The organism is Pigmentiphaga sp. NML030171 (genome assembly GCF_002188635.1).
In the GTDB taxonomy this organism is placed as follows: Bacteria; Pseudomonadota; Gammaproteobacteria; order Burkholderiales; family Burkholderiaceae_B; genus Pigmentiphaga; species Pigmentiphaga daeguensis.
The window spans coordinates 284785-300978 of sequence record NZ_NINX01000024.1 but is presented as its reverse complement, the minus strand read 5'-3'; the positions used below and the strand labels follow the sequence as shown (position 1 = coordinate 300978).

9 protein-coding genes are annotated in these 16194 nt (G+C 68.2%); 4 read left to right on the top strand and 5 right to left on the bottom strand.

Going from position 1 to position 16194, the window contains the following annotated elements; translation table 11 throughout:
* Window positions 1-5796, bottom strand: coding sequence for an excinuclease ABC subunit UvrA (gene uvrA, locus CDO46_RS07600; RefSeq protein WP_087837922.1), 5796 nt, complete (start codon window positions 5794-5796; stop codon window positions 1-3).
* A gap of 142 nt (window positions 5797-5938) precedes the next feature.
* Here uvrA and CDO46_RS07595 point away from each other — a divergent pair, with 142 nt between their 5' ends.
* Both CDO46_RS07595 and CDO46_RS28625 read left to right on the top strand, forming a co-directional pair.
* A complete protein-coding gene (locus CDO46_RS07595) occupies window positions 5939-6241 on the top strand; it encodes a hypothetical protein (RefSeq protein ID WP_087837921.1) in 303 nt (100 codons plus the stop codon).
* 71 nt (window positions 6242-6312) lie between these two features.
* The gene (locus CDO46_RS28625) at window positions 6313-6441 is read left to right on the top strand and encodes a hypothetical protein (protein WP_254914568.1); all 129 of its coding nucleotides are present in this window, start codon (window positions 6313-6315) and stop codon (window positions 6439-6441) included.
* 153 nt (window positions 6442-6594) lie between these two features.
* Here the strand turns inward: CDO46_RS28625 and CDO46_RS07590 are convergent, their stop codons facing one another.
* Both CDO46_RS07590 and CDO46_RS07585 read right to left on the bottom strand, forming a co-directional pair.
* On the bottom strand, window positions 6595-8319 hold the full coding sequence (locus tag CDO46_RS07590) for a tannase/feruloyl esterase family alpha/beta hydrolase (protein ID WP_087837920.1): 1725 nt from the start codon (window positions 8317-8319) through the stop codon (window positions 6595-6597).
* Between the two features lie 265 nt (window positions 8320-8584).
* A complete protein-coding gene (locus CDO46_RS07585) occupies window positions 8585-9934 on the bottom strand; it encodes a dicarboxylate/amino acid:cation symporter (RefSeq protein ID WP_087837919.1) in 1350 nt (449 codons plus the stop codon).
* A gap of 273 nt (window positions 9935-10207) precedes the next feature.
* Here CDO46_RS07585 and CDO46_RS07580 point away from each other — a divergent pair, with 273 nt between their 5' ends.
* Window positions 10208-12076, top strand: coding sequence for an ATP-binding protein (locus tag CDO46_RS07580; RefSeq protein ID WP_087837918.1), 1869 nt, complete (start codon window positions 10208-10210; stop codon window positions 12074-12076).
* 83 nt (window positions 12077-12159) lie between these two features.
* Window positions 12160-13458 carry a sigma-54 dependent transcriptional regulator gene (locus tag CDO46_RS07575; protein WP_087837984.1) on the top strand — a complete coding sequence of 433 codons (1299 nt, stop codon included), beginning with the start codon at window positions 12160-12162 and terminating at the stop codon, window positions 13456-13458.
* 211 nt (window positions 13459-13669) lie between these two features.
* On the opposite strand, the gene fabI is transcribed toward CDO46_RS07575, so the two are convergent.
* Both fabI and CDO46_RS07565 read right to left on the bottom strand, forming a co-directional pair.
* Window positions 13670-14464: an enoyl-ACP reductase FabI gene (fabI, locus tag CDO46_RS07570; RefSeq protein ID WP_087837917.1), complete on the bottom strand. Its 795-nt coding sequence runs from the start codon at window positions 14462-14464 to the stop codon at window positions 13670-13672.
* 141 nt (window positions 14465-14605) lie between these two features.
* Window positions 14606-16126, bottom strand: a complete 1521-nt coding sequence (locus tag CDO46_RS07565) for a LysM peptidoglycan-binding domain-containing protein (protein WP_243724525.1) — start codon at window positions 16124-16126, stop codon at window positions 14606-14608.
* Window positions 16127-16194 lie beyond the last annotated feature (68 nt).

Here is a 16194-nt window from a genome sequence, read left to right as displayed (position 1 = left end):
TCAGGACGCCTTGGCGGCCGCTTCCTGCGGCACCATGAACTCGGCCAGCACCCGGCCGGTATGCGAGCGCGCGCGCTGCGCCATGACGTGTTCGGGTGTGCCCTGTACGACCACCTGGCCGCCCTCGTTGCCGCCCTCGGGACCCATGTCCAGCAGCCAGTCGGCCTCGGCGATGACGTCGAGATTGTGCTCGATCACCACCACCGTGTTGCCGGCGTCCACCAGCCGGTGCAGCACGCGTATCAGCTTTTCCACGTCCGCCATGGACAGGCCCACGGTGGGTTCGTCCAGCACGTACAGCGTGTGCGGCGCCTTGTAGGCGCGGCCGGTGCGCATCGTGCCTTCGTCCAGCCTGGCCTTGGCCAGCTCGGTCACCAGCTTGATGCGCTGCGCCTCGCCGCCCGACAGCGTGGGCGAGGGCTGGCCCAGCGTCAGGTAGCCCAGCCCCACGCTCTGCAGCAGTTGCAGCGGGTTCAGGATGGACGGATGGGCGGCGAAGTATTCGACGGCATCGTCGATTTCCATCGCCAGCACCTCGCCCACGCTCTTGCCGCGCAGGTGCACGGCCAGGGTCTCGCGGTTGAAGCGCGCGCCGTTGCAGGCGTCGCAGGGCACCTTCACGTCCGGCAGGAAGTTCATCTCGATGGTGCGCATGCCCTGGCCTTCGCAGACCGGGCAACGTCCCTCGCCGGTGTTGAAGCTGAAGCGCCCGGCGGTCCAGCCGCGCATGCGCGCCTCCATCGTGTCGGCGAACTGCTTGCGGATGGTGTCCCAGAAGCCCACGTAGGTGGCGGGGCAGGAGCGCGGCGTCTTGCCGATGGGGGTCTGGTCGACCTCCAGCACGCGGTCGATGCCTTTCCAGCCATCGATGCCGGCGCAGCCGGTCCAGCCGTTCTGCCCGGCGGCGTCCTTGCCCACGCGGCGTTGCAGGTTGTCCAGCAGCACGTCGCGCGCCAGCGTCGACTTGCCCGAGCCCGACACGCCGGTCACGACGGTCAGCCGGCCGACGGGGAAGCTGGCGTCGACGTCGCGCAGGTTGTGCAGGCGCGCCTTGCGCACCGCGATGCGCGGCGTGTCGTCGCCCACCGGGCGCCGGGGCTGGAGCGGATGCTGCAGGGGATGGGCCAGGTACTTGCCCGTCAGGGACGCGGGATTGGCGATGATGTCCTGCACCCGGCCCTGGGCGACCACGGTGCCGCCCCGCACCCCGGCGCCCGGGCCGATGTCGATCACGTGGGCGGCGCGCCGGATGGTGTCCTCGTCGTGCTCGACCACCACCAGCGTGTTGCCCTTGCCTTCCAGCCGCGACAGCGCGTTCAGCAGGATGCGGTTGTCGCGCGGGTGCAGGCCGATGGTCGGTTCGTCCAGCACGTAGCACACGCCCTGCAGGTTGGAGCCCAGCTGCGCGGCCAGGCGGATGCGCTGGGCCTCGCCGCCGGACAGCGTGGGCGCGGCGCGGTCCAGCGCCAGGTAGCCCAGGCCGACTTCTTCCAGGAACTCCAGCCGGCTGCGCAGCTCGGCCAGGATGTCCCGCGCGATGTCGGCCTCGCGGCCCGAGGTTTCCAGGTCGCGGAAGAAGGCGCCGGCATCGCGCACGGCCAGCGACGACAATTGCGCGATGGAGCGATCGCGCCAGCGCACCGCCAGCGCGTTGCGGTTCAGGCGCTGCCCGTGGCAATCGCCGCAGGGCTGGGCCTCGCCTTCGTACCAGGCGTTCCAGGCGGTTTCCTCGCCGGTCTGCTCGGCGTCGAAGCCCTGCAGCTTGACGCCGGTGCCGAAGCAGGACGGGCACCAGCCGTGCTTGGAGTTGTACGAGAACATGCGCGGATCGGGCTCGGGGAAGCTCAGGCCGCACGAGGGGCAGGCGCGCTTGACCGAGAACACGCGTTGTTCCAGATCGGGCGCCGGCGCCTCGACGCCGCTGGCCATCTCCACGCGCAGCTTCTGCAGTGGCCAGGCCACGCTCATCACGCCATGGCCGTGTTCCAGCGCCTCGTGCACGGCGGCCCGCAGCGCGGCCTCGTTGGCCGGATCGACCACCAGGTCGGCCACCGGCAGGTCGATGTCGTGTTCCTTGAAGCGGTCCAGCCGGGGCCACTTCGCGGTCGGGATGAAGGCGCCGTCCACGCGCAGGTGGGTGTAGCCCTTGTTCGACGCCCACTTGGCCAGGTCGGTGTAATAGCCCTTGCGCGCGCTGACCAGCGGCGCCAGCACGCCTATGTGCTGGCCCTTGAGCTCGCGCATGATGCGGCTGACGATCAGGTCGAAGGTCTGGGGCTCGACCGGGATGTCGCAATTGGGGCAGTACTGGGTGCCCAGCTTCATGTACAGCAGGCGCATGAAGTGATGGGTCTCGGTCATCGTGGCCACGGTCGACTTGCGGCCGCCGCGGCTGGTGCGCTGCTCGATCGCCACGGTGGGCGGGATGCCGAAGATGGCGTCCACGTCCGGCTTGCCCGCCGGCTGGACGATGGAGCGCGCGTACGCGTTCAGCGATTCCAGGTAGCGGCGCTGCCCCTCGTTGAACAGGATGTCGAAGGCCAGCGTCGACTTGCCCGAGCCCGACACGCCGGTGATGACCGTGAAGGTGTTGCGCGGGATCTCGACGTCGACGTTTTTCAGGTTGTGCTCGCGGGCATTCTTGATCTCGATCGCGCGCGCGGCGTGGCGGCGGCGGGACAGCAGGTTCTGCAGCGGCACGCCCGCGGGCTCGTCGTTGCGCGCCACCACATAGGGTTCGAAGCGCTCGGCCACGGCGGTTGCCGGCGCGGCGGCCGCGGCCTGGGCGTCGGCCAGGCTGCCGATCTCGGCTTCGTATTCCCGCAGCGCGCGGCCGGTGTGGGAGGCCGGGTGGTCCATGATGGCCTGCGGCGTGCCGGTGGCCAGGATTTCCCCGCCGGCGTCGCCGCCTTCCGGACCCAGGTCGATCAGCCAGTCCGAGGCCCGGATCACGTCCAGGTTGTGTTCGATCACGACCAGCGTGTGGCCGGCCGCCAGCAGCTTGCGGAAGGCGCCCATCAGGCGCGAGATGTCGTCGAAGTGCAGGCCGGTCGTGGGCTCGTCGAACAGGAACAGGCTGCCTTTCTTCGACAGCTTGGCGCCGATGGTGGAAATGCCCGAGCGCGCCGCCTCGGCCAGGTGGCCGGCCAGCTTCAGGCGCTGGGCCTCGCCGCCCGACAGGGTCGGCACCGGCTGGCCCAGGCGCACGTATTCCAGGCCCACGTCGGCCAGCGGCGCCAGGCCGTACTGGATGTCGCGCTCGCCCTCGAAGAAGTCCAGGGCCTCGGTCACGGTCATTTCCAGCACGTCGGAGATCGAGGCCGCCCGGCCCTTGCGCTCGATGGTGACCTCGCGGATCTCGGGCCGGAAACGGGTGCCGTCGCAGTCGGGGCAGCGCAGGTACACGTCGGACAGGAACTGCATCTCGACGTGCTCGAAGCCGGTGCCGCCGCAGGTCGGGCAGCGGCCGTCGCCGGCGTTGAAGCTGAACATGCCGGCCGTGTAGTCGCGCTCCTTGGACAGCCGCGCCTGCGCGAACAGCTTGCGCACGCCGTCGAACGCGCCCACGTAGCTGGCCGGGTTGGAGCGGGCCGTCTTGCCGATGGGGGACTGGTCGACCATGACCACCTCGGTGATCCAGTCGTCGCCCAGGATGCGGTCGTGCGCGCCGGCGGCCTCGGTGGGCTTGCCCTTGAGCTTGAGCAGGGCGGGGTAGAGCACGTCCTGGATCAGCGTCGACTTGCCCGATCCCGACACGCCCGTCACGCACACCAGGCGCCCCAGCGGGAACTCCACCGTCACGTTCTTCAGGTTGTGTTCGCGCGCGCCCTCGACGATCAACCGGGGCGTGTTGGCGTTGACCGGCATGGGACGCGGGGCCGCCACGTGGCGGCGGCCCGACAGGTAGTCGCCGGTCAGCGTCTGCGCCTTGCGCAATTGCGCCGGCGAACCGTTGAAGACGATGTTGCCGCCGCGCTCGCCCGGCCCCGGGCCGATGTCGATGACGCGGTCGGCCGCCAGCATGACCTGCGGATCGTGTTCCACCACCACCAGCGAGTTGCCCGCGTCGCGCAGCCGGTGCATGACCTCGACGATGCGGTTCATGTCGCGCGGATGCAGGCCGATGGACGGCTCGTCCAGCACGAACAGGGTGTTGACCAGGGACGTTCCCAGCGCGGTGGTCAGGTTGATCCGCTGCACTTCGCCGCCCGACAGGGTGCGGCTCTGGCGGTCCAGCGTCAGGTAGCCCAGGCCCACGTCGCACAGGAACTTCAGCCGCGCGCGCACTTCCTGCAGCAGCAGTTCGGTGGCCGCATCCATCACGCCCTCGAAGTGCAGGGCGTCGCAGAAGGCGCGCACCCGCTCGATGGGCAGCAGCATCAGGTCATGGATGGACAGTCCCGGCAGGGCCGCCAGGGTGGCGTTGCTCCAGGACACGTTCACCGGCCGGAAGCGGGTATAGCGCCCGTCGGACTCGGGCAGCACCTGGTCGGCCTCGGCCTTGGTGCCCACCCGCCACAGCAGCGAGTCGGGCTTGAGGCGGGCGCCGTTGCAGGCCGTGCACGGCGTGTACGCGCGATACTTCGACAGCAGCACGCGGATGTGCATCTTGTAGGCCTTGGTCTCCAGCCAGTCGAAGAAGCGCTTCACGCCGTACCACTGGTGTTTCCAGGCGTCGTTGCCGCCCTTCCAGTCGGGCGTGCCCTGCAGCACCCACTCGCGCTGGGCCTCGGTCAGCTTGCGCCAGGGTACGTCCAGGGGGATGCCTGCGCGGGCGGCGTATTTCACCAGGTCGTCCTGGCATTCCTTGTAGCTGGCGGTCTGCCAGGGGCGGATGGCGCCCCCGCGCAGGGTCTTGCTCTCGTCGGGGATGATCAGGCCGTAGTCCACGCCTATCACCCGGCCGAAGCCGCGGCAGGCCTCGCAGGCACCCAGCGGCGAATTGAACGAGAACGAGCTGGGGGTCGGGGTGGAATAGGCGATGTCGCAGTCGGCGCAATGGATTTCGTCGCTGAACTTCCACAGCGCGGTTTCCTGGCCTTCCTCGTCCACCACGCGCACGTCCACCCGGCCGGCTCCCAGCCGCAGGCCGGCGTCCAGCGCCTCCATCACCCGCGCCCGCTCGGCATTGCCGAAACGGAACCGGTCCTGGACCACGTCCAGCAGTTGCACCGCGTTCTTGCCGGTGCCGACCTTGCGCTTGGCGTGCACCCGCGTGTAGCCCTGGCGTTCCAGGAAGCCGCGGATCTCGTCCTCGCTGTAGTTGGCCGGCACCTGGACCGGGAAGGTCACGACCAGACGCGGGTCGCCGGCTTCGGCCGAGCGGCGGGCCAGCGACGCGTGGATGGAATCGGGCGTGTCCTTTTGCACCGGCCGTGCGCACTGGCGGCAGAACAGCCGGCCGGCCCGCGCGTACAGCAGCTTCAGGTGGTCGTTCAGCTCGGTCATGGTGCCGACCGTGCTGCGCGACGTGCGCACCGGATTGGTCTGGTCGATCGCGATGGCCGGCGGGATGCCCTCGATGCGGTCGACCTGCGGCTTGTCCATGCGATCCAGGAACTGGCGCGCGTACGGCGAGAAGGTCTCGACGTAGCGGCGCTGGCCTTCGGCGTACAGCGTGTCGAAGACCAGCGAACTCTTGCCCGAGCCGGAAACACCGGTCACCACCACGAGTTCGTTGGTGGGGATGGTCAGGCTCAGGTTCTTCAGGTTGTTCTGGCGCGCGCCAACCACCCGGATCTCGGGTTCGGCGGCGGTTTCCTGGGGGGCATCGGGGGAGTTGGGGGCGGAGGACATCGTTCGTTTCACGTGCCGGAAGAAGGCCGGCGATTCTTCAATCGTAGCCGTTTAGCGGATGCTGCGAAAATCGCAACGTTTGACAAGATTGGGTAACAGGAAGGTACGGCGGCAAAAGGGCGGCCGGGTTACGATATTGCTTATGAGCAAGCGCAAATCCTCACCTCTGGACCTGTTGGGAGCCGAGGCCGGGATGTACATCCCGCCGCCCACGCTCGGCGACGTCCCGCCTCCGCCGCGCAGCCTGCGCGTGGCGGTGCTGGTCGCCATCGCGCTTGCCCTGACGGTCGGCACCATCGCCGTCCATACCATTCCCGAAGTCGGCCATACCTGGCGGGTCGTTTCGCACCAGACCGAAAAGGCCCTGGGGCGGGTTCTGGGCAAGGCCGAGCAGAAAACGACGGAAGTCGTCGGCGGTGTCGCCGGCGGCGCGGTCCAGCATTGAACGGCTTGACGGAAATGCAAGAAAATCCGCTAGAATAGCGGGTTAGCCGGATTCAATGACTGGAGATCGACATGGCGGAAAAGAAACGCACGCGCCGCAACACCCTTGAGCGCCGTTGCCTGGGCAAGCCCTTCAAACGTCTTTTTGTTGGGGCGCCGAAGGGTATTTTCAAGATGCTCGAGAAAGTTAAGCGGGCTTGATGGGGTAAAACCCTCCCCCCTACGCGCTGACGCGCGCCCCCCAGGGGGCGGCACTGGTGGACCGGCGGAGCCGGATCCACTGTGCCCATGGTCTGAAAGCCTCCACTTCGTGGGGGCTTTTTTTTGCCGCGCTCCCTGGGGGGCGGGTATGGCTCAAGAGGCCGGCGTGACGCAGCGGAAGTTCTTGGCGTCTTCCAGCGAACCGCTGCCGGTGTAGCGAGCCTGCTGGGGGTAGGGGCATAGCGGGCGGGTGCGGTCGGGCCAGGGGGCGTCGGAGCCGGGGCGGGCGGCGGCCGGGATCGAGGTGGGGGCGACGCCCTTTTCGACCCAGTCCACGATGGCCGCCACCATGTCGAATTTGTCGGTGGCCGGGCCGCCGCTGCAGTGGTTCATGCCCGGTATCGTGAACAGGCGGGCGAAGTCCGCGGCGTCGGCGTGCGCGCGGCGCAGGCCCTGGTACCAGGCGATGGTGTCGTTCACCGAGAACACCGGATCGCTGTTGCCGTGGTAGACGATCATCTTGCCGCCCCGGGCTTTCAGGGTGCCCAGGTTTGTCGGATCGGGCGGCGTCATGAAGCTCATCGGCGATTCGGTGTAGACCGGGGTGGTCGCGAAGATCTTCGGCGCGTCGGTATCGAAGTCGAAGCCCAACAGGTAGTCGATGACCTGCGTGCCGGTGCCGCGCACCTGGGTGGGCGGGGTGGTGAACACATAGGGCAGGGAGCCGCCGCCCAGGGTCGCGATCAGTGAATTGGGAACTTCGGTGGTCGACGTGCCCAGTTTCCAGAAACGCCAGCCCATCGTGGCCACGCCGGCGTCGTACGGCCAGTCGGCGTACAAGGCCTCGCCCTTGCTGTTCTTCGGGCCGCCGAATACCTTCTTCAACGCATCCACCTGCGGCGCGCTGAGGCAGGCGTCGGTCTTGGCGCCGGCGCAGGTCAGGGTCTCGGGCTTGAAGACGGCCTTGCAGGCCACCGGATCGTCGATCATGCCGTCGGCCGCGCCGTCCAGCGCGTCGCAGGCGGCTACCGTCCGGTCCGCCACCAATTGCATGTCCTGGAACGAGAATGCCTGGCTGATGATGGGGCGGCCTTCGCCGGTGCGCGGCGCGGCCGCGGCGAAGGCCTGGTTGTCCCAGGCGTGCTGCACGGCGGCCTGGGGCAGGTTGAAGCCCGGGTTGCCGGCGACGATGCCGTCGAACTGGTCGGCGAAGCGCGAGGCGGCCACCATGGCCTGCCTGCCGCCGTTCGAGCAGCCGACGAAATAGGAGTGCTCGGCGCCGCGTCCGTAGAAGCGCTTGAGGATGGCCTTCGCGGTCGGGGTGACGGTGCCGACCGCGTTATAGCCGTAGTCCACGCGGGCCTGCGGGTCGAGGCCGAACAGCGAGCCGCCGACGATGGGTTCGCTTTCGCTGGTATGGCCGCCGTCGGTGCTGGCGACGGCGAATCCCATGGACAGCGCGTTGGTGGAAGCGCCCGCCCCCGTCAGCGCGCCCAGGGCCGGATTGACGGCACCATCCGTGCCGCCTCCGCCCTGGAAGAAGAAGCGGCCGTTCCAGGTGTCCGGCATGCGCAGTTCGAAACCGATGGCGTAGGTCTTGCCGTCGACGTCGCTGTTGCGCAGGTTCAGCCGGCCTTTCAGGCGGCAGTGGGCGGGAACGGACTGCGCGGGATTGTCGGCGGCGGCCGCGGCGACGGTTTCGGGGGCGTCCAGTTCCAGGCGGGGGATCCCCAGCGCGGCCGCCGTGATCTCGGCGCAGGCCAGGCGGGGCGGATCGGAGGGTTCCTGAACGGATGGCCCCGGATCGTCGGAACCGCCACAGCCGTGCAGCGTTCCCAGGGCGGCGAGCATACCGCCGGCCAGATAGCGTTTCTTCATGCTTGTCTCCTCCTCGTGGGCGGCCGCGCGGAATGTCGATGGGCTTCTTCGGGGCGCGGCGGATGGCGGAATTCATCGCCATTTATTTAATATAGTTAAATAAAAATGAATCAGAATCAGGTGTAAACCCTAGAATTATTCAGGGGTGGTGAGTATTTATTGTTTCATTCGTTAATTATTCGGGTGGCGGTCACGGACAAAGAAAAAGGCATGCTCGCGCATGCCTTTTGCGTGGCGCGGCCGGGCTGGCCGCGGGGCGATACGATCAGCGGTGCGTGGCCACCAGGGCGTCGCCGCCTTCCAGGTCGGTTTCGATCTGGCGGGCGCCTGAGGCGCTCAGGGCCCGGTCCAGGCGCTCCTTGTCCAGCTCGCCTTCCCAGCGGGCCACGACGATGCTGGCCACCGCGTTGCCCACCAGGTTGGTCAGCGCGCGGCACTCGGACATGAAGCGGTCGATGCCCAGGATCAGCGCCATGCCGGCCACCGGGACCGCAGGCACGACCGACAGCGTCGCCGCCAGGGTGATGAAGCCCGCGCCGGTGATGCCCGCCGCGCCCTTGGAACTGAGCATCGCCACGAGCAGCAGCAGGACCTGGTCCACCAGCGACAGGTGGATGTCCGTCGCCTGGGCGATGAACAGCGCCGCCAGGGTCATGTAGATGTTGGTGCCGTCCAGGTTGAAGGAATAGCCGGTGGGGATGACCAGGCCGACCACGGGCTTGGAGCAGCCGGCGCGTTCCATCTTCTCCATCAGCGTGGGCAGGGCCGCCTCGGACGAGCTGGTACCCAGCACGAGCAGCAGTTCCTCGCGGATGTAGCGGATCAGCTTCAGGATGGAGAAGCCGTTGTACCGGGCCACCGCGCCTAGCACCACAAGCACGAACAGCAGCGAGGTCAGGTAGAAGGTTCCGACCAGCAGCGCCAGGTTGGCGATGGAGCCTATGCCGTACTTGCCGATGGTGAACGCCATGGCCCCGAAGGCGCCTATGGGGGCGGCCTTCATCAGGATGGCGACCAGCCTGAAGAAGGCGGACGAGATGGATTGCAGGAAATTCAGGACCGGCGCGCCCTTGTCGCCCACGGCGCCCAGCGAGATGCCGAACAGCACGGAGAAGAACAGCACCTGCAGGATGTCGCCGCTGGCGAAGGCACTGACCACCGTGTCCGGGATGATGTTCATCAGGAACCCGACCAGGGTCTGGTCATGGGCCTTGGCCGAGTACGAGGCCACCGCCTTCGAGTCCAGCGTGGCGGGATCGATGTGCAGGCCGGTGCCAGGGTGGATGACGTTGGCCACGACCATGCCGATGATGAGGGCCAGCGTGGAAAAGGTCAGGAAATAGATCATGGCCTTGCCCACGACGCGGCCCACTTTCTGCAGGTCCCGCATGCCGGCGATGCCGGTCGTGACCGTCAGGAAGATGACCGGCGCGATGATCATCTTCACCAGCTTGATGAAGGCATCGCCCAGGGGTTTCATCGATTCCCCGATCTGTGGGTAGAAGTGGCCGAGCAGGATGCCCACCGTGATGGCGAACAGCACCTGCACGTACAGGATCTGGTAGAACTTCTTCTTGCGCACGGGCGCCTGCTCCGTGCCGGGTATGTCGATCATCGGGATGTCCCCTTCCAGTGGCTGCCTGCCCGCCGGGTGTCGTGGCGCGCGCAGCCTCGTTTTCAACGGATGCCGAGCTCGTTGGAGCTTCGTTGACGCTCGTTATGCAATCGGCATGCCTGGCCCATGGTGCCGGTCTTGCATCCGTAACTCATTGATTCAATAGAATATTTTTTCCCGCTGAACACCTATTGCCGGGATGGTTGTGCGGTTTTTCGCCCATTCATGGTTTTGGTGTGTGAAAATCCGCACATTGCCTTCCCGTCCGTCGCCATGTCCTCGTCTTTCGCGCCGCGCCCGGACGCGCCCTCCGCGTCGCCTTCCTTCCGGGTTCCCGGTCATGGCCGCGCATGGGCCTGTTTCGTCCTGATCGGCGCCGCGCTGCTGGCGGCCGCGCTGTGGGCGGCCGGAGGCATAGGCCGCGAGCAGGCCTACGCGGAGGTCGCGGCGGCGGCCCGCAACGCGGCGGCGCTGAAGGTCGCGCTGCTGACTGCCGAACTCGACAAGCAGCGTTCGCTGCCATTCGTGCTGGCGCAGGATTCCGAGGTCCGGGCAGCGCTCGCCACCGGCGACCCGGCGCGCTATGGCGCCCTGAATCTCAAGTTCGAGGCGCTGAGCCGGGATACCGGCGCCGCCGTCATCTACCTGCTCGATCCTCGCGGCGTGAGCATGGCGGCCAGCAACTGGAACCAGCCCACCAGTTTCGTGGGCTCGGACTATGCCTTCAGGCCCTATTTCCAGGGGGCGGCGCATGCCGGCCAGGCGGAATATTTCGCGCTCGGCAATGTCAGCAATCACCCTGGCCTGTACCTGAGCCGGCAACTAGAGCAGGACGGCCGGACACTGGGGGTGGTGGTTGTGAAAGTGGAGTTCGACGGCGTCGAGGCCGGTTGGCGGCGCTTCCCAGATCCGGTGTTCGTGACCGACGAGCACGGCGTCGTGCTGCTGTCGTCCAGGGACGACTGGCGCTTCCAGGTCTACGGCACGCTGTCGGCGGCGCAGCGGGACGCGCTGCGGACCAGCCTGCAGTTCGGCGATGCGCCGCTTGCATCCCTGCCGGTGCAGGCGGCCTCGGACCGCCCGGGGCAGGTGGTGGCGAGCCTGCCCGGACAGGCCGTCCAGGAGTTCGTGCACGTCCAGGAGCCCGTTCCGGGCACGCCGTGGCAGTTCCACCTGTTGGGCGCGACCCGCGAGGCCATGGCGCGGGCGGCCGCATCGGCCCGCGTGGCCGCCGCGCTGCTAGTGCTGTGCGCCCTGTTCGTGGCGGGGATCTGGCTGCATCGCCGGCACCGTGCCCACGATCTCGTGCTTGCCCAGGCGGCCGCGCGCCAGGAACTGGAGTCGCGCGTGGCGGCGCGCACGGGCGAGCTGCGCGCCGCCAACGATCAACTGCGGGCCGAGATGGAAGACCGGCGCCGTGCCGAAGCCGAGCTGCACAAATTGCAGGAAGAACTGGTGCAAGCCAACAAGCTGGCCTTCCTGGGCCAGATCACCGCCGGCGTGGCGCATGAGATCAACCAGCCGGTCGCGGCCATCCGCAGCTATGCCGACAACTCGGCGGCCTACCTGGACCGCGGCAACGTCGAACGGGCGCGCGGCAACATGGCGTCGATCGCCGCGCTGACCCAGCGCATAGGCGTCATCACCGACGAGTTGCGAACCTTCTCGCGCAAATCCTCCGGCGCTTCCTCCGGTCCCGTGCCGGTGGCCGCCGTGGTCGACGGCGCGCTGACGCTGGTCGGTGCGCAGATGCGCCGGCACGGCATCGCGCTGGAACGCGCCGGCATCGGCGACGGCCTGGCGGTGCGCGCCGAGCGCGTGCGCCTGGAGCAGGTGCTGGTCAACCTGCTGCAGAACGCCATCGAGGCGCTCGAGCAGACGCCCGGCCCCCGGATATGGATACGCGCCGTGCGCGACGCGGACCAGGTCGCCATCGAGGTCGGCGACAACGGCCCCGGCCTGCCCGACAGCGTCATGGCGGCCCTCTACACGCCCTTCGTCACCACCAAGCCGCGCGGCCTCGGCCTGGGGCTGGTCATCAGCCGTGACATCGTCGCCGACTTCGGCGGCACGTTGTCCGTGCAGACCGGGCCGGGGCGCGGGGCGTGCTTCACCATCCGTCTTCCCGAGGCTGTTTCGTGAACGCTTCCTTCCCCATCGCCCGCGCGACCGCCGGCACCGACACCGCCGTCGACCGCGTGCTGTTCGTCGACGACGATCCCGCCATGCGGGAGTCCAATCAGCAGACCCTGGAACTGGCCGGCTTCCGCGTCGAGACCGCCGCCTCGGCCGCCGAGGCGCTGGAGCGGGTTCCGGCCGATTTCGAAGGCGTGGTCGTCACCGACGTGCGCATGCCGGTGGTCGACGGGCTGGAACTGTTCCGGCGGCTGCGCGAACGGGATCCGGACCTGCCCGTCATCCTGATCACGGGCCACGGCGATGTCGAGATGGCGGTGGCCGCCATGCACGAGGGCGCCTATGACTTCCTTGCCAAGCCGTATCCGGCAGAGCGGTTGGCCACCGCTGCCCGCAACGCCCTGGACAAGCGGCGCCTGGTGCTGGACAACCGGCGGCTGAAGCGGCTGGCCCGCGACGCCGGCGAAAGCCTGCCGCTGATCGGCGAGACGCCGGTCATGCAGCGCCTGCGCAAGACGCTGGGCCATCTGGCCAGCGCCGACGTCGACGTCCTGGTGCTGGGCGAAACCGGGGCGGGCAAGGAGGTCGTGGCCCAGGCCCTGCATGCCTGGGGGGCGCGGCATGGACAGCCGTTCGTCGGACTCAATTGCGGCGCCTTGCCGGATACGGTCATCGAGAGCGAGCTGTTCGGCCACGAGGCCGGCGCGTTCACCGGCGCACAGCGCCGCCGCGTCGGGCGCATCGAACATTCCAGCGGCGGGACGCTGTTCCTGGACGAGATCGAAAGCATGCCGCTGGCGGCGCAGATCAAGCTGCTGCGGGTGCTGGAGACGCGCGAGGTCTCGCCCCTGGGCACCAACGAGGTCCGTCCGGTGGACCTGCGCGTCGTGGCGGCCACCAAGACCGACCTGAGCGACCCGGCGCAGCGCGGCCAGTTCCGCGCAGACCTGTTCCACCGGCTGAACGTGGTGACCGTCCGCATCCCGCCCCTGCGCGAACGCCGCGACGACATTCCGCTGCTGTTTTCGTACTTCGTTTCCCGCGCGGCGGCCCGCTTCAAGCTCGACCCGCCCGCGATCACGCCGGCGGTGCGCCAGCACCTGCGGTCCCACGCCTGGCCCGGCAATGTCAGGGAATTGATGCACTACGCCGAACGCGTGGTGCTGGGGGTGGAGGAGACAGCGCCCGAGGCGCCCGAGACCGAAGCGACCCTGCCGCAGCGCGTGGAGCGCTACGAGGCCGACCTGATCCGGGAAGCGCTGGCGCGCCACCAGGGCGACATCAAGGCCACCCTGCAAACCCTGGGCATCCCGCGCAAGACTTTCTACGACAAGCTGCAACGCCACGGCATAGACAGGGGGGGGTATGTGCCCCCCCCTACGCGCTAACGCGCGCCCCCCAGGGGGCCGACGGCGGTGGACCGGCGGAGCCGGATCCACCGTGTCGTGGTCTGTATCGTCGTTCTCGGTGCGGAGCACCACGTTCTTGCTTTGATCCTGGGCGCCGCGGATCCGGCTTTGCCGGTCCGCCAGCGCCGCCCCCTTGAGGGGGCGCCCGAAGGGCGTAGGGGGTGGGCTTCCCCTCAGCGCGTAGGGGGGGTTATCCTATACCGGGGACGACCGTGGAGAAGCCGGCGTCCACGTGGGTGACTTCGCCGGTTACGCCGGCGGCCAGGTCAGACAGCAGGAAGGCGGCGACGTTGCCGACGTCGTCGATGGTGACGTTGCGGCGCAGCGGCGCGAAGGTTTCGACGAAGTTCAGGATCTTCGAGAAATCCTTGATGCCGGCGGCGGCCAGTGTCTTGATGGGGCCGGCCGAGATGGCGTTGGCGCGGATGCCCTTGGGGCCCAGCGAGGTCGCCAGGTAGCGGGTGGCGGCTTCCAGCGCGGCCTTGGCCACGCCCATGGTGTTGTAGTTGTCGACCACTCGCTCGGCGCCCAGGTAGCTGAGCGTCAGCACCGCGCCCGTGCCGTTGCCTTCCGGCCCCTGCAGCAGAGGCAGGGCGGCCTTGGCCATGGCGGGGAAGCTGTAGGCAGAGATGTCGTGCGCGATGCGGAAGCCTTCGCGCGACAGGCCGTCCAGGAAGTCGCCGGCGATGGCTTCGCGCGGCGCGAAGCCGATCGCGTGCACCAGGCCGTCGAGCTTGGTCCAGGTCTTGCCCAGGTCGGCGAACACGGCCTCGATCTGCGCGTCGTCGGCCACGTCGCACGGGAACACGAGCTGGCTGTCGAATTCGGCGGCGAATTCGGTGATGCGATCCTTGAAGCGGTCGCCCACATAGGTGAAGGCAAGCTCCGCGCCTTCGCGGCGGCAGGCCTTGGCGATGCCATAGGCGATGGAGCGATTGGACAGCACCCCGGTGACCAGGATGCGTTTACCGGCGAGAAAGCCCATGTCGAGGGTCCCTGTAAAAAGAATGTACCCCCCTACGCGCTGCGCGCGCCCCCCAAGGGGCGGCACTGGTGGACCGGCGGAGCCGGATCCACGGTGCCCGGGCAACTGCCTGGGGCTGATGGGGGCGTGGGAGGTGCGAGTTTACTGGATCTTCAGCGTGCGGCCGACAGGGATGGCGGAGCCTTTGATGCGGTTCAGGGCGCGCAGGTGATCGACCGAGACATCGTACTGGCGGGCGATGGAGCTCAGGGTGTCGCCCTTGCGCACCTTGTACGTGCGGACCTGGACGGTCTTTTTCGCGCGGCCGTTGCTCTGGACGGTGGCGCGCACGGGGGTGATGCCGGCGCTGGCGACCAGGGTGGGTTCGGCCTGGCGGCTGGTGGGCACCATGAGGATGTCGCCGGAGCCGATGCGCGAGCGGGTGCCCAGGCCGTTCGCCTTGCGCAGCGTCGCCACCGAGGTGCCGTACTTGCGGGCGACGGTGGTCAGGGTCTCGCCATGGGCCAGCTCATGCGTGTGCCACGACGACAGCGAGCCGCTGTAGGCGCGCAGGTTGGCCTCGAAAATGCTGATGCGGTCGGCCGGCAGCAACAATGTGGGTTCGTGGCTGCCCAGGATCACGCCGCGGTTGAACGACGGGTTGAGCGCCTTGAATTCCTCGAGCGGCATCTCGGCCAGCTGGGCGGCCAGCTTCACGTCGATGTTGCGGCTCTTGGTGATGGTGACGAAATAGGGCTGGTTGTCGATCGACGGCAGCGCGATGTTGTAGGCGGCCGGGTTGGAGATGATGTTCTTGATCGCTTGCAGCTTGGGGATGTAGTTGCGCGTCTCGTCCGGCATGTCGAGCGACAGGTAGTCGGTCGGCAGGCTGCGGGCCGTGTTCTTGTCGATGGCGCGCTTGACCGAGCCTTCGCCCCAGTTGTAGGAGGCCAGCGCCAGGTGCCAGTCGCCGTGGAAGTCGAACAGGTATTGCAGGTAGTCCAGCGCGGCGCGGGTCGAGGCGATGGGGTCGCGCCGTTCGTCGCGCCACCAGTCCTGCTTCAGGTTGAAGCCGCGGCCGGTGGCGGGAATGAACTGCCACAGGCCCGACGCCTGCGAGCGCGACAGCGCCCACGGGTCGTACGAGCTTTCCACGAAGGGCAGGAGCGCCAGTTCGGTCGGCATGCCGCGCTGGTCGATTTCCTCGACGATGTAGTACAGATACTTGCCGGCGCGTTCGGCCGTGCGCTGGATATAGTCCGGGCGCGAGGCGTAGAAGTTCTCCCACTCCTTGACCAGCGGCGTGTCAATGTTGGGCACCGCGTAGCCGCGCCGGATGCGGGTCCAGATATCCGCCGGCTGCACGGTCAGGTCGACCATGCGCGGCTCCAGGCCATCATCGGGCGTTTGCAGGCTCAGCGGGGCGTCGATGCGTCGGCCGGCGGTACGGGGGGACTGGGCGATTCGCGGGGAGGAAGAGAAGCCGGCGGGGTTGTCGGTGCCGGTGGAGGCGGCGGACGCCACACCTTGCATGTCCTGGCCGGTTGCCGCGGGGCGTTCCATCGAAGCGCAGCCCGCCAGGACCATCACGCACCCGGCGATCAGGATTTTGTACAGGGAGGCTGGACGACCATCGCGGACGCCCGCCCGCAGATTCCAGACGCCGCGGGGGCGCAATAGCATGTTTCGTGTCCTTGACCGCATGCCTCGCTGGGCCTCGTCCCGGAGGACGGGGCCCAGCGAGGCAGTTT